Below are 20,630 nucleotides of genomic sequence, written 5' to 3' on the forward strand. Positions count from 1 at the left end.
GAGCTGATGAGCCTAAGGAACTCATCAGCTCCACCCCGGGTGCTTCACCCCTAGCAGGACTCGCGCGAACCGTGCGCGGTGGTCACCAACAGGAAAGTACAACTTCATATGACACTGACGGACTATAGCACCGAGATTCTGACGGAGAATTCCGACGGCTCATTTTCATTTGGTGACAATCCTCCCACCGTTATCCGAGCTACTGATACCGACCTCGCAGAGCACGTCATCAAAGAAGCATCAGATAAGTTCTTCTGGGTCGCAGAGGTCGAAAAGTGGTGGACTTACGACGGATCGCGGTGGAACACCACCGCGGGTAGCACCCTTCTCGGACACGAGCTGCGCAAGGTGTTCGACAACACCGTAGCGATCCGCGAGAACAACGGGAATCAGGTGGAGGCGACAGAGTGGCTGCGGTCCGCAGAGCGGCTCACCAGTGTCCCCCGTGTCCTGCGCACGTTCCCAACAGTCACCCGCAGCAGAGACGATTTTGACCGCAACCCACTGCTATTCAACGTCGCTAACGGGACCATTGACCTACGAGACGTGACGTTCCGACCAGCTGATCCCGCGGACATGCTTACCAAGACTGCGGGAACGCGATACGACACGGACGCTCAGGCACCTGAGTTCGAGAAGTTCATCCGCGAGGTGCTCCCTAACGATGAAACCCGGTGGTACACGCAGAAGCTGCTAGGGATGGCGCTGCGCGGTGACGAGAAGAACCAGGTGTTCGCAGTCTTCACCGGTACCGGGAGGAACGGGAAGGGTGCGCTCGTCCGCGTTATTCAAAAAGTTCTTGGTGAATACATGACCACCGTCTCCAAGAATATCCTGCTGCAAGGTGGTCGCGAGGACCACAAGACGGAGCTGATGAGTTTCAAGGGTCACCGCGTTTGTCTCGCGCAGGAGTTGGACCGCGATAGCAAGTGGGACGTCGCGTCGGTCAAGAGTCTGACCGGGGGTGACGACATCACCGGACGCTACATGCGTGAGGACGAGACCACCTTTGCTCCGACTCACACGCTCGTGATGACCTCCAACTTCAAGCCGGCGGTTCCTGACGGTGAAGTGGCGTTCTGGACCAGGTACCGGGAAATCCCGTTCACCGAGAGCTTTGAGGGACGCGAAGACACGGGGTTGGAACGTCGCATCTTCGAGCACGAGTTGCCGGGGGTGCTCAACTGGCTGCTCGCCGGACTTCGCGGCTACATCACGCAGGGTCTCGAAATGCCGACGCAGGTGAAGCAAGCGACGGAGACCGCACGCGAAGACAGTGACCCGCTACTCCAGTTTATCCGCGACACCTACGAAGTGACACGGGACGCGGGAGACTCGGTACTCACCCGCGACCTGTTCAACGCGTACTCCGAGTGGCGGCGCGAGAACGTCACCGCTCCACCCATCAGCGACCGGCAGATTCGTAAGCGCGTGCTTGCGGTTGTCGGTCGCGAAGGTGTGGAGGAAGTCGACAACCTCCCGCGACCCGACGGTTCCCGCGGAACTGTCAAGGGAGTCACAGGTCTCCGCAAGCTTGCGTGACCCGCGCGGTTGCACTCGATAACTCGCCTCCCGCACTCGGTGTTGGAGGTTATCGAGTGCAACTCGCGAACCTCTGACCAGCAGTTTTACTGTCTGAACTCGTTGTACTCGATATATTCGATATTTAGAGACTATAGATACTAGAAGCTACAGGTACTCCTGCTACTGGTAGTACTACACCGCGACCGAACCTCCCGAATTATCGAGTGCAGCGAATGCACCGAGTATCCGCAGGTCAAAGGGTCGCGAGCCTCAGATTATCGAGTACATGAACTCGATGTATCGAGTGCAACCAACCGGCAACCACGTCACCCCGCACCTAGCAACTTCCCTTGCCGTAGGTGCGGGGTGGCTCCCTGATCTTTGATAACTGAATACCAGGTGCACGTTGATCAACCTCACAGACACGCTCCCGGAGCTTGAGCCGCAAGGTGTCATCCTCCGCGGGGAACGCTTTTATATCCGCTGCGACTTCAACTCCGACGAGCTTGCTGCGCTGCGTGCACTCGTCGCATCGCAGGACTTTGACTCTGTGTTCGACATGATCGTGTTGGACGAACGTGGTGCGCGACTTCGCGAGCTTATCGCGGATCACCCTGGACCGCATGCGACTCAGCTGAATCTGAGCGTCTTCATCGCTGCGGGATTCACCCAAGAGATGTTCGCGGGGGTGATCTGACTTGGCAGCCGGTGGCACGATTCTCATCGACGTGCGCCCGGACCTGCGACTCTTCGGGTCGCAGCTTCAAGCAGGTCTGCGCGGAACCACGAGCATCGCGGATCGAGCTGGAAAGCTCATCGGTGCTGCGATTGGTGGCGGCGCGATTGCTGCGGGTCTCGGTCTCGCGGGTGTCGTCAAGGTGGGAAACGAGTTTGATTCCACGCTCTCGCGCATTCAGGCGACGAGCGGCGCGAGTGCGACTGCGATGCAGCAGGTTGCTGCTCGTGCTCGTGAGCTGGGATCGGATGCGACGCTCGCGGGCACCAGCTCGCAGGATGCTGCGAGCGCTATTGAGGAACTCGCTAAGGCTGGTCTGAGCGTCAGTGACTCGATGGTTGTCGCTCGCGACGCTATCGCTCTGTCTCGCGCGGGGATGATGGATGGTGGGGAAGCTGCTTCCCTGCTCGCGAACACCCTGAACACCTACGGTCTGTCTGCTGCTGACGCGACTCGTGTCACCGACGTCTTCGCGGCTACCGCGAATGCGAGCACCACCGACATCCGCGACCTGGGTGCGTCGCTTGAGTACGTCGCTCCCACCGCAGCGGGTCTCAAGATCAGTCTTGAGGACACCTCTACGGCGCTCGCGATGCTCAGCACCGCAGGCATCAAGGGCTCCTCTGCGGGTACCGCGCTGCGCGGTGTGCTCGCGTCGCTCGCGGCACCGAGCAAGCCTGCGGCTGCTGCGATGCAGGAACTCGGCATCCAAGCGTTCGATGCGTCGGGGAAGTTCGTCGGTCTCGAAGCGATCACCCGTCAGCTCACCGAAGCGAAGGGGCGCCTGACTGACGCGGAGTTCACCGCAGCTACGGCAACAGCCTTTGGGGCTGAGGGTATGTCTGCGGCGAACGTGCTGGCGTCGCAGGGGACTGAGAAGTTCCGCGAGCTGGGTACTGCGGTTCGTGAGCAGGGTGCGGCTCAGAAGGCTGCTGCTGCGAACTCGCAGGGTCTCTCGGGTGCGATGGATCAGCTTGAAGGGAACGCGCAAGACCTCGCGCTCTCCATCTATGACTTGATCAAGGGTCCGCTTGCGCAGCTTGCTACTGCGGGCGCTGGGGGTCTCGGTGGTCTCGCTGACCTGCTGAGCGGCAAGGGTGTCTCTGCGGGTCCGCTGCAAGCTGCGCTCGATAAGGCGACGCAGACGCTTACCAACCTCAAGGTGGCTGCTGCTCCGGTCGCGTCGGGTATCCGCGCGGTGTTCGACAGCTTCAAGGGTGGAGCTGGTGAGGTCGGTCTCGTCACGAGCGTGCTGACGGGTCTCGCGGGCGCGGTGGAGTTCGTGTCGCGGGTGCTGGGTCCCATCGGGTCGCTGATCGGCGGGGTGCTCAAGACGTTCTCTGCGCTCCCAGGTCCGGTTCAGACAGCGGTGCTCGCGTTCCTCGCGTTCCGCGCAGTGAGCGGCTTCCTGAACACAACCGCGGGTGCAACGTCGCGACTGGGTCAAGCGGTGAACGCGCTGCGTCCGACGCAGCTACTCAACTTCACCGAAGCGATGCGCACCCAACGCGCAATGGCGACCTCGCTGGGGCAGCCGATCAGTCGGCTCGCGAGCGTCACCGCTGCCTACCAAACGGCGCAGGGTCGCGCGGTCGAAGCGGCGCGCGGCTTCACGAACCAGATGGGCGCTATCCGCGCGGGTGCTGCGGGTGCTGGTGCTCCGATCAGCACGTTGACCGCTGGGATGCGCACCCTTGCGGAGCGCTCCCCCGGTATCGCTGCCATCGGGAGCAGCTTCAACACCGCGCGTACCGCTATCACGAACTTCGGTACCGGCGTCGCGAGCACGAGCACTCACTTCTCTGGTGCGATCGGTGCGGCTACCCGGTTCACCGGTGTGCTGGGTGGTCTGGGTGCGGCTGCTGCGACGGCTACGCGCGTCGGGTTCTCTGGGCTGCTTGGTGCCCTGGGTGGTCCTTGGGGTGCGGTGCTCATCGCTGCTGGTGCAGCGTTGACCATCTTCGGTCAGAAGAACGCTGAGGCTGCACAAAAGGCGCAGCAGCACCAGGCAGCCATTGACAATCTCAAGGGCTCGCTAAACCAGGTCACGGGTGCTGCCACTGATGCGACGCGTGCGATTCAGGCGCAAGAGCTGACGAACACGAAGCTCAAGGATGGGACGACGTCGCTCAGCTCCGCGATTGCGAAGCTAGGTATTGACTCGAAGGTCTGGGTTGACGCGACCACCGGCAACCAGGCTGCTCTTGAGTCGGTGAACCTCACGCTGCACAACCAGGCGCGTGGTGTGCTGGAAACCTCCAATCTGTGGAACGGGTCGCTCCTGCAATCCTACAAGGATGCAGGAGGTTCGCTTGACCTGCTCGCGGATGCTGCTATCGGTAACGAGCAGGCGTTTGCGAAGTTCGCGGAGATGCAGGGTGCGAGTGGTGCTGGTGCGGATTATCTGCGTCAGGAACTCGCGAAGCTGGTTGGTCCTATCGGTGAAGTCGGTTCCCTGCTTGGTGATTCGGCAGGAAAGTTCGCGGACGCTAGTAAGGCTGCACGTGATGCAGCGACCGCGTCTGCGACGTTCGACAACGCTCTAAAGCTGCTCGGTGACAACAAGGCATTCGAGACACTGAAAGACGGAGCAACCGCAACCGCACCGGTTCTCAAGATGCTCTCCGACGTCACAGCAGCAGCCGGTAAGAGCGCTCAACAAGCTGGTCAGGATGCACTCAAGTTCACCGGCTCCGTGGAGTCGGGTGCGGTTGCAGCTCGCGACGCGATGGCTAAGTCACGTGAGGCATTCGTTGCTCAGGCTGAGGCTGCACTTGGTAGCCGCGAAGCTGCTGAGGCACTCGCGAATCAAATTGGTCTGATCCCTGCTGCTGCGGAAACTATTTTCCGCACTAACGCAACGGGTGTGACTGCGGAACTGATCACCCTCGACGCGCAAATCGGGAAGCTCCCTGCGGGCAAGAGTGTGACCATCCGCTCCATTACTGAGGAAGCTCAGCAGAAGCTTGAGACTTTCGGGTTCAAGGTGGAGCACCTCAAGGATGGAACCGTCAAGATCACCGCTCCCACTGAGGAAGCGGGTCGTCAGCTTGACGCGTTCATCGCGAGCATCAGCGGCAAGGAAGGAAAGATTTCCCTTGTCGGTGATCCGACAAAGGTGAACGGAACCATCGTTGAGTCAGTCGCGTTCGCTGATGGTTCAACCGGAAACATCAAGCTCGACGGTGAACCGTCACTGGTGAATGAGAAGGTTCAGTCTGCGGTTGTCTTCGCGGATGGTTCTAAGGGGACCATTACGATTGACGGTAACCGGAATCCGGCTGACGGTTCTATTAATGGAACCGTAACCTACGCGAATGGTCAAACGGGAACCATTAAGATCGCGGGTGACAACTCCGCAGCGATGCGAGCTATCTCCGCTGCGATCCTTGCTGCGTCTCGCACGGTGCTCATGAACATCAGCGCCACGGTGACGACTGCTGTCGTTGGTCCGAAGGCGCAGGGTGACATTGTCTCCGCGCAAGCGAACGGGAGTGTTCTCGGGTTCGCTGCGGGTGGGATGAAGTTCAATGGTCACACGCTGCGGAAGATGTCTCCCTACGCACAGATTGTTCCTCCGCGTACTTACAGGGTCGTCGGTGACCGCGTGAAGGATGACGAAGCGTACATTCCGATCAACAAGTCTCCGCGCTCGCTTGCGATCTTCGAAGAGACCGCGCGGCGCATGGGCTACTCGGTGACGCGCAACTTCGCTGATGGTGGGTTCGCTCAGTCGCTGCGTTCGTCTATCGCTCGTAATGTTCGGTTCAACGGTTCGAGTGTTGCGGAGTTCTCCCCGCAGCAGTTGTCACAGCTAATCAGCGCGGTGAGCAGCGGACGCGAGGTGCTCATTCAGCAGACGGTCAACAACCCGATTGCTGAGCGTGCTTCCGCAACTCTCACGCGGGAGCTTCGCACGTTGAGCCAATTGGGTGCATTTAGCAGATAGGCGCGGCTGGGTACCCCTGGCAGTCGTTAACAAGGTGACGGGGATGAGTCACGCGCTCATCCCCGTCACTTCATTCCACTAACACAGGAACAACTGAATATGACGGTTTGGATTGCTCGCGAGCTTGCTCAGCAGGTTCGCACGGAGGCTAAGCGGCGCAGGATGACGCTTCGCGAGTTCGTCACAGCAGCGGTGCGCAACGAGATGGATATTCCGCAAGTGGGGCGCCGGTGAGACTGGAAGTGTGGTTCAACGCTGATGTGTACGACGACATCGTTGCGTGCGCGGAGAACTACGGAATGTCACCGGCTCAGTGGATTGAGCATGTTGTCGAACACGAAGCGATGATCATGAAGCCTTACGAGCCGGAGGAAGTTCAACTCCCGTGGCACCCCGACGACGATGACGGTTACTACGGTCGGAGCGAGTACCTGTGAGGAAACGGTACGCGCTTGCAGGGGAAAGAATGTTTGAGCGGACTGAGACTCAAGAGGTCGAGCGTCGCTGCAACGGCTGCAAGTGGGATGGAAACGGATTCCATTCGCAGACACTTCACTTGACGTATCGAAGTTGGCATGACTACATGTCGACTCGTAACGGCATCGTAGAGAGTCCGCGTGAGTAACGCGCGGGTGTGGGTGACGCTTTCTCCACGACTCCACCGGCGCATTATTCGAGCGGCTTACGCGCTCGGGATTTCCCGCAGCAGGTTCCTCAAGGATGCTGCGATTGAAAAGGTTAACCAGGTGGAAGCTCAGCATGAGCTTCCCGCCGATATCGAAACCGATGAGGTTGAAACACATTGAGCACGATTTACGATGACGCTATTGCTGCGATCCCCGGTGTTCGCGAGCTGGACGAGCAGGTCAGTCGCGCACAGAAGCTTTACGACGCAGTGAGGAACAACTACGCGGTTCCCCGGCGCATGGATATTCTCGCGGAGGTGGTCAGCGGCAACGTTGACCCTGATGAGCTGATGACGCGAGCGGCTCAGGATGTACAGACGGACGGTGCACGTCAGCGTGCGCAGGACGCAGCTCACACCGCGTTGACCTCGCTCCAGCAGGGTCGTCCGTCGCTACTCTCTACCGGCGTAGACAGCGCGCTTGAGGTCGTCCGCACGGAGGTTCAGCGCATCCACGAGCGCGCGCGAGAGGTTCTCCCCGCTCTTGGTTCAGTGAGCAGTGAGCTTGAGGTGATCAACTTCGGTCTCGCGGGTGAGTGGAAGCAGGTCACCGCGCTCACCCGGGAGCTGCACGCTGCGCGACAGGCTCAGTGGAAGCTCTTGTGCCTGCGAGATGACATGCTCGCTTCGACCACCGTGGAGCTTCACGGATACGTGCGGGGTTTCGACCTGCGCACCCTGCACGAGTCGTCAACGCATTGGAGGGTGTCGACCCATATCGCGGTGGTTCGTCCAGTGTTTGACCTCGCCTACCTGCGGGAGTTCGCAGCTCTCCCCTTCGGTGGGGAGTTCGGGGTGTGGGTTCCCACGACGGATGAGTTTGCGCAGGAACAGCAAGATCAGGCTGAGCGTGATCATGCGCGCTCCGTTCTGCTCTCTCCCATGCTCGGTGACAGAGAGCGTGAGCACGCTGAGCAGGTTGCTTGCGGTAGGTGGGAGACCGCAACTGCGAGCGTCGGCGGTCCCACGCAGTACCGCTTCCATGTCACCCCGGACATCGCTGCTCGCATCGTGGATGGTGACGCGTGAGCGTCGAGAACGGTCGCGAGCTGTACCAACGCGTCAACCACCCGGGTTCCGCGACTCAGGTCGAGGTGTACGCAGCTGAACCCGGGACGCTGCTGTTCGGCGAGCTGCGCGCTCGTGCGAAGCGGGGTGACGAAGTGGCGGCTCAGGTTGTCCGGGAGTGGGAGAACGGCACCCGTCAGACCGTGACCCCCGCAGCTGGTACCGGCGGTACCGAGTGACTGCGCTCGTGACACCTGATGACCTCGCGGTGCGACTCGATACGAGCTACGAAGGTGTTGAGCTGCAACAGGTGTCCGCGTTGTGCGATGACGTGTCAGCGCTGATCCGGTCTCGACTCCCGCAGGTTGACTCGTGGATCGCTGACGGACTCCTGAGCACCGACGCTGTGGTTGCGGTAGCGGCGCAGGTGGTGGCTCGCGCTCTCACCTCCGTCGGCACCGGCGGTATCGGGGTCCGGGCTGAGACGTTCCCGAACTACAGCTACGAGCTGACTAGCTCAGCTGCGTCAGGTTTGGCGCTGACGTCACGCGAGGTGCTGATGCTCACCCCTCCATCGGTACGCAAGCGTCCGTTCACGGTGCGACCAGGTGTGCGATGACGTTGCTCGTTGGTCTCGTCGGTGGACTCTGGTTCGGATCGCTACTCGGGTACGCACGCGCGGTGCGGCTAGAGCGACGCATGGTCGCGAAGTATATGAGCGACTGAGCTAACAGATAGCAGAGTGAACAATGCATTCATGCTGCATTGATTGATCGATTGATTGCATTGTTCACTCTGCTTTGCGAGCCACCGGGGCGCCCGGGGGTGGGGTAGCCCCTCCCCCACCCACAAGGCGCCCCCGCCGCGGGGAAGGGGATCGCTCCCCGTGATGAGCTGTGACTCCGACGCCGCTCGGGATCGCGACGCATCCCGCAATAGACGTTACCGAATCGTTACTATTGGATCAGTATGCCTGCACGAGTACGCAATAACACGAACGTTGCGGGTCGCGGGATTTCACCCGATACCATTACCCGTAATCCAAGTATTCCAATTCCACCATTCCCCTTGCGAGACCCGAAGTCTCCTGAACTCGAATACTGGGATGAGCTGTGGAACACGCACCCACTCAATGAGTGGTGGACCAAGCGCGGAGTTGTCCGCGAGCTAGCGATGTTCGTTCGACTGTCGATCCGCTGCGAGACGAGTCCCACCGCTCCGATGCTCGCGCAGCTCCGAGGTGCTCGCAGCGACCTGGGGTTGTCTGCGGTGGGAGCGAAGAACCTAGGTCTCACCTACTCGCTCGGTGACGCGGGCGACTCGTGGGATGACTTCATGGAGTCGCTGTGACTGAGGGAGCGAAGTGAGCTATGTGCGACCACCGAACGCGAAACCATGTCCGGAGTTCCCCGATCACCGGTATTGCTGCTTCTACACCCCGCGCAAGCTAGGAACCGGCTACCCGGATGACTGGATTGCGGTAGCTCGCTCGTGGGAGAAACCATCTCCCGCTGACCAGCAGATGTTGCGGGAGAACATCGAACACCAGCGAGCAGAGCAGCAGTGAGCCGCAGAGTCACCAAGCGTCCCTGTCGCGAGCTGGGTTGCGGAGACCCGGTGCACCGTCTCGGGAGGTGCGCGCACCACGCGTCGCAGCTCGACTCCCACCAGCGACGCACGACACCGACGAAGCGCACCCGCACCTACGCGGAGCAGAAGCGACGCGCTCAAGTGGTCGCAGCGCACCGCGCACAATTCGGTGACTGGTGTCCCGGATACCAAGTCGAGTCACACGCGAGCAGCGACCTCACCGCGGATCACGTGGTGTCGGTAGCTGCGAGCGGGAATGGCTCGGGTCTCCTGCGGGTGCTGTGTCGCTCGTGCAATAGTCGCAAGAACTCAAGTTGAATCCCCCGCACCCGGTCACCCAGGTGCGGGGGATTTCTGCGTTCACCCAGTAGAGTTGCGCGATGATCACGGGTCAGGTAGTCGCGATACTCGGAGCGGACTGGGGGACGCTCTCAGCGCAGGTGTCTGCGTGGACGGGAGTCGCGGCGTTCTTCGTCGCGAGTATCGGCGGTTGGTTCGCTTTCCGGAGTTTCAAGCGGCAAGGTGAGCAGCTCGCTGAACTCAAGCAAGACAAGCGTGCTGAACAGATTTCAAAGCTGGGAGTTTGGGTCACGGAGTGGGACACACATTACACCGTCGCTAACGACTCAAACGTCCCAGTCCATGCTCTGTCAGTGTGGATACAGAACGGGGATTCGACCGCTAACGCGACATCGTTGCTCAATTTTCCACCCGGAAAAGCGAAGATCCTCCCTGACTCGCCGATGACCACGGAGGGTCTCGGGGTGGTCGGGTACATGTGTATAGACAACGCTATGGTTCCCTGGTTCCGCTGGGGGACGCTCCCAATCGTCGAAATCACCCGCGAACAGTTCGCTGCGATTGGCGGAAAATTGGGTCGTTCAGCAGATTTCATCGGGATGGATCAGGACATTCTGAGGCAAATATTCCCCGACCGCTATTAGTCCGCGGTGAGTGAGACTTGTCAGCTTCATCCGCTACGGTGACGCGCATGAAGCTCAGCGAGGTTCCCGCGCACATCCTCACCGCTGACGGTGTGGAGTGCGTGCAACTCCCCATCCCTGCAATCGACTACCTCAGCGAGCGTGAAGCGGTGTGCGTCAGTGCAGGTGAGCACGCTCCGACTGATCTTATGGTCGCCTATGCGGCGGGGAAGCGAGCTGCCCTGTACGGGGAACCGAGCGACACGCTCCCGCTCGCTGAGTGGATCAACGTCCGCAACGCGCGGGGTTTCTGACACACTCGCTCGCGGGGTCGTTCGCGTCGGGGGTGTCCGACCCCAACAAAGAACCCCCGAACCTGATACCAGCAGGTTCGGGGGTTCTCTTGCGTCGCAGGGTCGTGCTACGCGGCTTCCACTGAGCACCTGTAGTCGTGGAACACCATGCGTGCGTTGACGCTCACGCGCTTCCCGTCGTACCGAACCGCGAAGCGGTCACCGACTCCGGGACTCACCCGATGCACTTCCGCGCGGAGTCCAGCGGCATAGCAAGCAACTGCGACCGGCTCCCCCGCGTCGGTACGCAGGTGAACCACCGGGATCGGGTCCGATGTGTGCAGGGACGTCGTGTGCTCGATCGCCGTGACGACACCCTCCACTGAGTCACCGGCTCGCTTAGGTCGCCACGCGGTCATCCCGCGCACACCCGCTCGTGCAGCTCGAAGCGGTATCTCACATGCGCGTCAAACATGATCACGAAGTCGTCGGACCAGTCGTCGCCCCCAGTGAGGTGCTCGGGAACAGAGACCTCCCCGCCGCAGCGGTCACAGCAGTACATGTGTTGATTCCTTTCGGTCGCAGGTTGGTCGGTTGCGCACGATCGCGCGTTACGCGCTCAGCGTGTCCCCACGAGCGCACTCGTGGAGCTGGTCGAACGGGACGCTCAGTGCTTCCAAACCGTCTCCCGGGGTGCCCGCGTACCCCCGATCTCGGAGACACGTCCAAGTGCGGTCGCTGACACCGACAACGGTCACGGTGTCGACCTTGAGGCGCACGCTGTCCTCAGCACAAGCAACGACAACCGTCGTGACGATTGCGGCGAGGATGAGCAGTACTGCAACGACGAGCAGTGCGACCCGACGCGTCCGGCGTCGAGGTGTCGGGTGGTGCCACTGACCGTGACCCGTGAGTCTGTGACGTGCAGCTTTGCGGCGAGACAAGATGTACTCCAACCCTTGTTCTGCTGCGTCAACTGCCTGCACGTCCTCGACGAGCTGCGTCCGCTCGAGGAGCGCTGGTCCGACGTGCTCGTCACCGTCGGAGTGCACTCCCCCAAGTTCGTGCACGAGGGCGAGCCCGCCGCCGTCGAGGCCGCCGTCGAGCGCTACGGCGTCGGGCACCCGGTCCTCGACGACCCCACCCTCACCACCTGGGACGCCTACGCCGCACGCGCCTGGCCGACGCTCGTCGTCGTCGACCCGACGGGCTACGTCGTCGCCCAGATGTCCGGCGAGGGCCACGCCCACGGTCTCGACGTCCTCATCGGCGAGCTCGTCGCCGAGCACGAGGCCGCGGGGACGCTGCACCGCGGCGACGGCCCCTACGTCGCACCCCCGGAGCCGCGGACGGCGCTGCGCTTCCCCGGCAAGGTGATCGCCCTTCCCGGTGGCACGTTCCTGGTGTCCGACAGCGCGCACCACCAGCTCGTCGAGCTGGAGGCGGACCTCGTGACCGAGCGCCGGCGGATCGGCACCGGCGTGCGCGGGCCGCTGTCGGAACCGCAGGGGCTCGTCGCGCTGCCCACCGACGTCGCCGCCGAGGTGGGCTACGACGTCGTCGTCGCCGACTCGGTGAACCATGCGCTGCAAGGGTTGTCGCTGTCGTCCTGGGAGCTGCGCAGGGTCGCCGGAACCGGTGTGCAGCTGCGCGACCGGGTCGCCGTCGGCGACACCGCCGAGGAGCTCTCGACACCGTGGGACGTCGCGTGGTGGGAGGGGCAGGTCGTCGTGGCCATGGCCGGGTCGCACCAGCTGTGGTCGTTCGACCCGCGCACCGGCCAGTCGTCGGTGCTGGCCGGGACGACCAACGAGGGCCTGCGCGACGGGCCGCCCTCCGACGCGTTCTTCGCCCAGCCCTCCGGCCTCGCCGCCGGCCCCGACGGCACGCTCTGGGTCGCCGACCCCGAGACCTCCGCACTGCGCTCCGTCGTCGCCGCCCCCGCCGCCGGGGCCGCCGTCACGACGGCCGTCGGGCTCGGCCTGTTCGACTTCGGGTTCCGCGACGGCCCCGCCCCCGACGAGGCCCTGCTGCAGCACCCGCTCGGCGTCGCCGTCCTGCCCGACGGGTCCGTCGCGATCGCCGACACCTACAACGGCGCGATCCGCCGCTACGACCCCACGACCCGCACCGTGACGACGCTCGCGCGCGACCTGGCCGAACCCTCGGACGTGCTCGTCGACGGGGACACGCTCGTCGTCGTCGAGTCGGCCGCGCACCGGCTCGTGCGGATGCCGATCCCCGCCGGGGCCCGCGTCGACGCCGGCGCCCATCGCGTCCGCCGCGCCCGCACCGACCTCGCGCCGGGCCCGCTGCAGCTCACCGTCGCCTTCACCCCGCCGTCGGGCCAGCACCTCGACGACCGCTTCGGCGACCCGACGTCGCTGACCGTCACCGCGTCCCCGCCGTCCCTGCTGGTGAGCGGGGCCGGCACCGCGCCCGGCCTGGTGCGCACGCTCGAGCTCGCCGGCGACGTCACCGAGGGGGTGCTCTCGATCAGCGTCGCCGCCGCGGCCTGCGACGAGGGCGACGGCATCTACGCGGCGTGCCACCGCTACCAGCAGGACTGGGGCATCCCGGTCGTGATCGTCGACGACGCGCCCACAACCCTGACGCTGGACCTGCGGGCCGTCTGATCCCGCTCCGAGCGTGGGGTCAGAGCCCCGACCAGAACCGGGTGAGTGCCGCCGCCCCGCGGGCCGGGTCCTGCATCATCCACCAGTGCCCGAGCCCGTCGAGCTCCTCGACCCGGGCACCCGCCCGGGCGGCGGCGCGTGCCTTCTGCTCGCTGGTACCGACGTACGGGTCCTCCGTCGGCACCAGCGCCAGGCCCGGCACCTGCGCCGCGGCCTCCAGCCCGCCGCCCAGATCGGCCATCGCCGGCTGCGCGGCCGACCGGTAGAGCCGCAGGATGCACTCGCCCATCGCGGGATCGAACGCCGCGGCGACCTTGTCGGCCACCCCCGCGTCCATGCCCTGCGCCGCGAGCCCCTGCCCCCGCTGCACGACCGGCGCCGCACCCAGCTCCGCGACCAGCCAGTCCCGATAGGCCTCCCACGTGGCCGCGAACCCGTCGGGCACCGGGGCGCCGAAGCCCGGGGGCGACAGCCGCACCACCGGGTCGTCGTCGCCCAGGTGGTCCACCAGCGGGCCCCAGATCGCGGCGGTCTCCGGGTTGCCGTGCACGAGGACTACGGTCATGGGTGAACCGTAGCCACCAGGGCCCACGGTTTCGCGCCTCCGAGCATCACCCGACGGGGGTGTGTGAGGGGGCGGCGGGACCGCTGTTAACATGAATGACCGAGCGCACGGCGTGCTCGCTCGATCCGGGTCTCACGATCCGCGGTACGGGTCGTAACGCCGGCCCCCCGTACACGTTCCAGGTAGGAAGACTCGAGGCAGACGCGTGGCCAACATCAAGTCCCAGATCAAGCGGGTCAAGACCAACGAGAAGCGCCGCCAGCGCAACAAGGCGGTCAAGTCGTCGGTCCGCACCGCGATCCGCCGCTTCCGTGAGGCCGAGGCGGCCGGTGACACCGAGAAGGCCGTCGAGCTGCAGCGCGCTGCGGCCAAGGCTCTCGACAAGGCCGCCAGCAAGGGCGTGATCCACCGCAACCAGGCCGCCAACCGCAAGTCGGCGATCGCCAAGCGCGCGGACGCCCTCAGCTCCGCGAGCTGAGCCTCCGGCGCCCTGGCGCCGGTCCGAACTCCCGAAAGCGCCGCCCGCACCCCGCGGACGGCGCTTTCGGCATCTCCGCGTCCGGCCCGTCGGCTGACCAGAGCACGCCGTTCACGCCGAACCGGCACCGGACCGGTCCGTTCCGACGTCGAACTCGGTGGGGCGTGGCTCGACACTCGGGGTGTGGCGGTCCGCCGGGTCAGCGGAGGTCGCGGGCGTCGATGATGCGGCGGACCGCGCGCTCCAGGGCGAACTCGGGATCGGCCGCGGCACCCTTCACGTCCGCGTTGGCCTCGGCCGCTGCCGCGAACGCCGCCGTGATGCCCTCCGGCCGCCACGACCGCACCTGCCCCTGGGCTTTGCGGATCTTCCACGGCGGCATGCCGAGCGAGCTCGCGAGCCGATTGGGGTCGCCCCGGCCCGCGGCGCCGACCTTCGCGAGGGTGCGGACCGCGTCGGCCAGAGCGTCGGCGACCAGCACCGGCGCGACACCCAGCACCAGCGCCCACCGCAACGCCTCGAGCGCTCCTGCCCGGTCCCCCGCGACGACCTTGTCGGCGACGGTGAAACCCGACGACTCCGCCCGGCCGCGGTGGTAGCGCCGCACGGCCTTGTCGTCGATCGCACCGCCGGTGTCGGCGACGAGCTGCCCCGCCGCGGCGGCGAGCTCGCGCAGGTCGGAGCCCACGGCCTCCATCAGGACCTCGAGGGCGTCGCCGGTGATCTTCCCGCCGAGGCGGCGCACCTCGGCCTTCACGAAGTCGGCCCGCTCGCCCGCCCGGGTGAGCCGGTCGCAGCGGACGACCTCGGCGCCGGCCTTGCGCAGGTCGTCGGCGAACGTCTTGCCGCGGGCGCCGCCCTGGTGGAGCAGGACGACGACGATCCCGTCGGCCGGCTCGGCGGCGTAGCGCAGCACCGCGGTGGCCATGTCCTTGCTCGCCTCCTGCGCCGAGGTGAGCACGACGACGCGACCCTCCGCGAACAGGGACGGGCTGACGTGCTCGGCCAGGTCCTCGGGGGCGATCTCGCCGATGCGCAGCCGCCGCACGTCGGTGTCCGGATCAGCAGCGCGCGCCCGGGTCACGATGTCCTGCACGGCGCGCTCGGCGAGCAGCTCCTCCTCGCCCACGACGAGCTGTACCGGGTGCGGAGGCGTCGCGTCGGCTGCCGGAGGGGTCACGCTCCTCATCGTGGCCCAGCCCGCGCCGGTGGCGTGAGCCGCCTCCCACATCGCGGGCTCGGCTTCGCGTCGGCGACACGCATGTCGTAACGTGGGTCGCGGAGATCGGCGCTGTCGCAACGCGCCGGCCCGGCACAACTGAACATGGCTCATCCAGAGGGGTAGAGGGAACGGCCCGTTGAAACCCCGGCAACCGGCGTCGCACGACCATCGCGTGTGACGATCACGGTGCCAAATCCGACCCGCTTCGTGCGGGGAAGATGAGGAGATCCTCCGATGACTCTTACTGCGTCCGCCCAGACGACCGGCCTCGACCTCGGCTCCGCCCGCGCCCTCGCCTGTCGCGAGTGCGGCCACGAGACGCCGCTGGCGGCGGAGTTCGCCTGTCCGCAGTGTTTCGGGCCCCTCGAGGTGGCCTACGACTTCCCGGCGGTCACCCGCCGGTCCATCGAGGCCGGCCCGCAGTCGATCTGGCGCTACCGCGACCTGCTGCCGGTCCCGGCCGACGTGCAGTCGCACGCCAACACCGAGCCGGGCATGACGCGGCTGATCAAGGCCGACCGGCTCGCCGCCGCCCTGGGTGTGCGCTCCCTGTGGGTGAAGGACGACACCGGCAACCCGACCCACTCGTTCAAGGACCGCGTCGTCGCCGTCGCCCTCGCCGCGGCCCGCGAGCTCGGCTTCACCGTGCTGTGCTGCCCGTCGACGGGCAACCTCGCCAACGCCGTCGCCGCGGCGGCGTCGCGCGCCGGGTGGGACTCCGTCGTGCTGATCCCGTCGTCGCTGGAGAAGGCCAAGGTCCTCACCACGGCGGTCTACGGCGGCACGCTGCTGGCCGTCGACGGCAACTACGACGACGTCAACCGCCTGGCCACCGAGCTCGCGGCGGAGCACGAGGAGTGGGCGTTCGTCAACGTCAACGTCCGCCCGTACTACGCCGAGGGCTCGAAGACGCTGGGCTACGAGGTCGCCGAGCAGCTCGGCTGGCGCCTGCCCGAGCAGATCGTCGTGCCGATCGCGTCCGGCTCACAGCTGACCAAGATCGACAAGGGCTTCACCGAGTTCGGCAAGCTCGGCCTCGTCGAGCCCACCCCGTACAAGATGTTCGGTGCGCAGGCGACCGGCTGCTCCCCCGTGGCGACGGCGTTCGAGGAGGGCCACGACGTCATCCGGCCCGTGAAGCCGGACACGATCGCCCGCTCGCTGGCGATCGGCAACCCGGCCGACGGCCCGTACGTCCTGGACTCGGTGCGCCGCACCGGCGGGTCGATCGGGCACGTCTCCGACGACGAGGTGCGCGACGGAATCCAGCTGCTCGCCCGCACCGAGGGTGTGTTCGCCGAGACCGCGGGTGGGGTCACCGTCGCCACCGCGAAGAAGCTCATCGAGGCCGGCAAGATCGACCCCGACGCCGAGACCGTCCTGCTCATCACCGGCGACGGCCTCAAGACGCTCGACGCCGTCGCCGACCGCGTCGCCCCGACCGCCACCGTGGCGGCCACCAGCAAGGCCGTTCGCGAAGCACTCGCCGCCCGCGGCTGACGACGAGGTCCGCCGCGTCCCGGACCCGCGCGGGCTCCGCCGTCGGCACCGACCGGGCCGCCCACGACGGCGGCGGCCCGGCAGCGGGTCGCCGCGCGACACGAGCGACGGCCCGTCGTCACCCGGCGCGCCGTCGGGTGCCGCGACGACCGCGGTGTCGCCGTCGTGGTCGGTGCGCCGCACGGCGACCCCGGCCGCGGAGAGGACGTCGAGGAGCCCCGGATCGGGATGCCGGTAGCTGTTGCCGGCCCCGACCGAGACGAGGGCGACCCTCGGTGACACCGCGGCGAGGAACTCGCGCAGGCTGTAGCGCGAGCCGTGGTGGGGCATCTTCAGCACATCGGCGCGCAGCGGCACCCGGGCGGCGAGGAGATCGGCCTGGGCCGCGATCTCGACGTCGCCGGTCAGCAGCACCGAACCTGCCCGGGTCCCGGCCCGCACGACGAGCGAACCGTCGTTGACGGCGGTGCCGTCGCCGGGATCGACGTCGGCGGCCGGGTGGATCGGGCCGAGCACGTCGAGCACCAGGCCCGGCCATGCCAGCCGCTGCCCCGGGCCCAGCGCGACGACGGTGGTGCCGGCCTCCCGCGCCTGTACCGCGAGCCGTCGCAGTGCCGCTCCCGGCTGCCGCGACGGCCCGACTGCGATCGCGCCGACCGCCCTGCCCCGCAACGCTCCGGACATCCCGCCGATGTGGTCGGCGTGCAGGTGGCTCACCACGACCAGGTCGAGGGAGTGCACCCCGAGTCTGGCCAGGCACGCGTCGACCGGGCCGTCGTCGGGACCGGCGTCGACCAGCACCGCATGACCCGGTGACCCGGTGGCGAGCACGAGCGCGTCGCCCTGCCCGACGTCGCACGTGACCACGGCCCAGCCGGTGGGTGGCCAGCCGGGCGTGACGACCCGTGTCGGCACCAGGACGAGCAGCAGGCCGACCAGGACGGCCACCAGCAGGGCTCGCAGCCGCCGCGACCGGACGAGCACCGCGAGCACGACGATCACCACGACCAGCAGCAGCGCCCCGACCCACCCGGACGGCCACGGGACGACCCCGCCCTGCACCGCGGCGGCGCGGTCGGCGACGAGGACCAGCCAGGCCACCTCCGGTCCGGCGAGCCACGCACAGGCCTGGGCCGCGACAGGGCTCACGACCGACAGCAGCGCAGCCAGGACCCCGAGCACCGTGGCCGGCGCGACGACGGGCGCGGCGAGGAGGTTGGCCGACAGCGAGACCAGGCTGACGGTGCCGCTCAGGCCGGCGATCAGCGGGGCCGTGGCGATCCCGGCGGCCGCGGGGACGACGAGCGCCTCGGCGACGCCGGACGGGAAGCCCCGCTCACGCAGCCTGCGCACCCACCCGGGCGCGACCAGCACCAGTGCCGCGGTGGCCGCCGCCGACAACGCGAACCCGGGGTCGACGGCGAGGCGGGGGTCCCACAGCAGCAGGGCCGTCACCGTCGCCGCCAGCGCGGGAACCGCGGATCGCCTGCGGCCCACGGCCAGCGCGAGCAGCACCACCCCGCCCATGACTGCGGCGCGCAGGACGCTGGGCGACGGCCGGGCCAGCACCACGAACCCGACGAGCGCGAGCCCGGCACCCACCGCGCACGCTCGTGGCCCGGCACGCAGCAGCCGCAGCAGGAGCAGCACCGCGCCGGCCACGACGGCGAGGTTCGCCCCCGACACCGCGGTCAGATGGGTGAGCCCGGCGGCGCGGAAGTCGTCTGCGACCTCCGGGGACTGGTCGCGGGTGTCGCCAACCGTCAGGCCCGGCAGCAGCCCCGCCGACCGGTCCGGCAGCACGCCCGACGCGGTCCGCAGCCCGTCGCGCAGCGTCCCGGCGGCACGCTGCCACCACGGCGGCGCCGTGACCTCCGCGGGCGTGCCCCTGACCCGCAGCACCGCGACCGTGAGGTCGCTGCGGGTGGGCGGTGCGAGCAGGCCCTCGGCCCGCACCGACTGGCCGGGCAGCAGCCCGGACCAGCCCTCGGCCGGGGCGATCAGCAGTACCCGCCCGCCCGTCGTCCAGGTTCCGGCCCCGACGGCCGCTTCCTCCAGCGCGGCGGAGATCGTCACCTGCCGGGCCCCGGCGACGGGAACCCCGACGGCGGGGCGGACCGGGCGCGGATCGTCGGTCAGTGTGGCCCGCAGCGTCGCCGATGCCCCGGTCGAGACCGCCGCGGCCAGCGGATGGCCCGCCAGGAACGCCACGTTCGCCCCGGTGACGACCAGTGCGGCGACCGCACACCCGAGCGCGCCCACCGCACCGGCGCCCCAGCGGCGCCCGCGGGCACGGCGGGCGAGCACGCCGGCGGCCGCGAGGAGCAGGCCCGCGACGACGACCACCCCGACCACGCCGCCGAGCAGCCCGGTCACCGTCACGGCCCACACCACCAGCGCGGCCGGCACGAGCCGGAGATCGGGCGGGACCGCGGTCTCCTCGTCGACCGAATCGCGCACCGCCGCCGTCATCCCGCGACCACCAGCTCACGCAGCTGGGCGTACTTGCGCTCGCCGATCCCGTCGATCTCGCGTAGCTGGTCGACGCGGCTGAACCGGCCGTTGCGGGTGCGCCAGTCGACGATGCGCTGTGCCGTCACCGGACCGACGCCGGGCAGCCCGTCGAGCTGGGCGACGCTCGCGGAGTTCAGGTCGACCTTCCCGCCGGCCGCTCCGGTCCCCGTCCCGGTCGCCGGTTCCGGTGGAGCCGTTCCGGGCCGGGCGACCGCGTCGGGGGCGGCCGCGCCGACGACGACCTGTTCCCCGTCGGACACCCGGCGCGCAAGGTTCAGACCCGCGACCTCGGTGCCGGGCAGGACGCCACCCGCGGCGTCGACGACGTCGGCGACCCGCGCGCCGCCGGGCACCCGGACCAGCCCTGGCCGCGCGACGGTGCCGACGACGCTGACGACGATCTGGCCGCCGGGTGTACCTCCGGGTGGCGCGGTACCCGCAGGTGCATCGGCGATCGGCGAGAGGCCGGCCACCGGCCCGGGCGGGAGCGCTTCGGCCCGGGGACGGTCGAGCCAGACCCCGACCGCGGCGGCGAGCGCGGCGAGAGCCGTGACGATCGTCAGCGCGACGGCCCCGGGACGGCCCGGATCGAGGCGCGCCCGCTGAACCGGCTCCGGCACCCAGCGCCGGACCGCGGCGCCGCGCCGGCGACGGAACCGGTCACGCAGCCGCCCACCCCATCCGGGCCGAGCGGCCGGCGGGACGGCCCCGGGCAGGTCGACGGTGTCGGGCTCGACGATCCACTCAGGTTGGTCGTCCCAGAACTCGCCCTCACCGTTCGCCGGAGGGCCCGGTGCGGAGCCGACCCGCGCATGCGGACCGCGCCGTTCGCGCGGTGCCGGATCCACAGGCAGCGGGCGCGCGGCGAGCGCACCGGCAAGCCGCCGTCCGGGATCCACCACACCTGTCACCCGGTCGACGGTAGGAGCGGACGGTGGTGCCGGCGGTACCTCGACCGGTCACTGTGGATGGTTGACGGCGATGTGGACAGCCTGCGGCCCACACAC

Annotated in this window: 15 protein-coding genes, 1 pseudogene and 1 riboswitch; of the genes and pseudogenes, 12 read left to right on the forward strand and 4 right to left on the reverse strand. The window is 67.1% G+C overall.

The genetic code is table 11. From position 1 onward, the window contains the following. The first annotated feature begins 108 nt into the window (after positions 1–108). From TOK_RS25385 to TOK_RS25430, 10 genes are all read left to right on the forward strand, one after another. On the forward strand, positions 109–1,542 hold the full coding sequence (locus tag TOK_RS25385; RefSeq protein WP_098960485.1) for a phage/plasmid primase, P4 family: 1,434 nt from the start codon (positions 109–111) through the stop codon (positions 1,540–1,542). A gap of 388 nt (positions 1,543–1,930) precedes the next feature. After that, the gene (locus TOK_RS25390; protein WP_098960486.1) at positions 1,931–2,221 is read left to right on the forward strand and encodes a hypothetical protein; all 291 of its coding nucleotides are present in this window, start codon (positions 1,931–1,933) and stop codon (positions 2,219–2,221) included. A gap of 1 nt (position 2,222) precedes the next feature. Then, positions 2,223–6,209, forward strand: a complete 3,987-nt coding sequence (locus tag TOK_RS25395; RefSeq protein ID WP_098960487.1) for a phage tail tape measure protein — start codon at positions 2,223–2,225, stop codon at positions 6,207–6,209. A gap of 230 nt (positions 6,210–6,439) precedes the next feature. Further along, positions 6,440–6,646, forward strand: a complete 207-nt coding sequence (locus tag TOK_RS25400; protein ID WP_098960488.1) for a hypothetical protein — start codon at positions 6,440–6,442, stop codon at positions 6,644–6,646. 180 nt (positions 6,647–6,826) lie between these two features. Next, positions 6,827–7,015 (forward strand): hypothetical protein, encoded by a 189-nt coding sequence (locus TOK_RS32030; RefSeq protein ID WP_141566540.1) that lies wholly within the window; start codon positions 6,827–6,829, stop codon positions 7,013–7,015. Further along, positions 7,012–7,923, forward strand: a complete 912-nt coding sequence (locus TOK_RS25405; RefSeq protein ID WP_098960489.1) for a hypothetical protein — start codon at positions 7,012–7,014, stop codon at positions 7,921–7,923. The genes TOK_RS32030 and TOK_RS25405 overlap by 4 nt, the downstream gene beginning before the upstream one ends. Next, positions 7,920–8,141 carry a hypothetical protein gene (locus TOK_RS32940; protein WP_172457778.1) on the forward strand — a complete coding sequence of 74 codons (222 nt, stop codon included), beginning with the start codon at positions 7,920–7,922 and terminating at the stop codon, positions 8,139–8,141. Before TOK_RS25405 ends, TOK_RS32940 begins: the two co-directional genes overlap by 4 nt. Before the next feature lie 1,731 nt (positions 8,142–9,872). Beyond that, positions 9,873–10,436, forward strand: a complete 564-nt coding sequence (locus TOK_RS32035; protein WP_141566541.1) for a hypothetical protein — start codon at positions 9,873–9,875, stop codon at positions 10,434–10,436. A gap of 47 nt (positions 10,437–10,483) precedes the next feature. Next, complete coding sequence (locus tag TOK_RS25420) at positions 10,484–10,729, forward strand: hypothetical protein (protein WP_098960492.1); 246 nt, start codon at positions 10,484–10,486, stop codon at positions 10,727–10,729. A 938-nt stretch (positions 10,730–11,667) separates the two neighbouring features. Further along, entirely contained in the window at positions 11,668–13,344 is a 1,677-nt protein-coding gene (locus TOK_RS25430; RefSeq protein WP_253258629.1) for an NHL domain-containing thioredoxin family protein, read from the forward strand. Positions 13,345–13,363: 19 nt separating this feature from the next. Here the strand turns inward: TOK_RS25430 and TOK_RS25435 are convergent, their stop codons facing one another. Continuing rightward, on the reverse strand, positions 13,364–13,909 hold the full coding sequence (locus TOK_RS25435) for an alpha/beta fold hydrolase (protein WP_098960494.1): 546 nt from the start codon (positions 13,907–13,909) through the stop codon (positions 13,364–13,366). A 205-nt stretch (positions 13,910–14,114) separates the two neighbouring features. Here TOK_RS25435 and rpsT point away from each other — a divergent pair, with 205 nt between their 5' ends. Beyond that, positions 14,115–14,387 carry a 30S ribosomal protein S20 gene (gene rpsT / locus TOK_RS25440; RefSeq protein WP_098960495.1) on the forward strand — a complete coding sequence of 91 codons (273 nt, stop codon included), beginning with the start codon at positions 14,115–14,117 and terminating at the stop codon, positions 14,385–14,387. A 199-nt stretch (positions 14,388–14,586) separates the two neighbouring features. Here rpsT and holA read toward each other — a convergent pair whose 3' ends face one another. After that, a complete protein-coding gene (holA, locus tag TOK_RS25445; RefSeq protein WP_216362114.1) occupies positions 14,587–15,576 on the reverse strand; it encodes a DNA polymerase III subunit delta in 990 nt (329 codons plus the stop codon). 137 nt (positions 15,577–15,713) lie between these two features. Then, a riboswitch (SAM riboswitch) is annotated at positions 15,714–15,834 on the forward strand. 9 nt (positions 15,835–15,843) lie between these two features. Here holA and thrC point away from each other — a divergent pair. Continuing rightward, the gene (gene thrC / locus TOK_RS25450; RefSeq protein WP_098960497.1) at positions 15,844–17,109 is read left to right on the forward strand and encodes a threonine synthase; all 1,266 of its coding nucleotides are present in this window, start codon (positions 15,844–15,846) and stop codon (positions 17,107–17,109) included. Positions 17,110–17,328: 219 nt separating this feature from the next. Here the strand turns inward: thrC and TOK_RS25455 are convergent. Beyond that, a pseudogene (locus TOK_RS25455) lies at positions 17,329–19,581 on the reverse strand (DNA internalization-related competence protein ComEC/Rec2); the annotation flags it as partial. Next, the gene (locus tag TOK_RS25460; protein ID WP_253258631.1) at positions 19,578–20,534 is read right to left on the reverse strand and encodes a ComEA family DNA-binding protein; all 957 of its coding nucleotides are present in this window, start codon (positions 20,532–20,534) and stop codon (positions 19,578–19,580) included. The pseudogene TOK_RS25455 and the gene TOK_RS25460, both read right to left, overlap by 4 nt. Between the last annotated feature and the right edge of the window lie 96 nt (positions 20,535–20,630).

Origin of the sequence: Pseudonocardia sp. N23, from assembly GCF_002583555.1 — a bacterium.
Lineage (GTDB): Bacteria > Actinomycetota > Actinomycetes > Mycobacteriales > Pseudonocardiaceae > Pseudonocardia.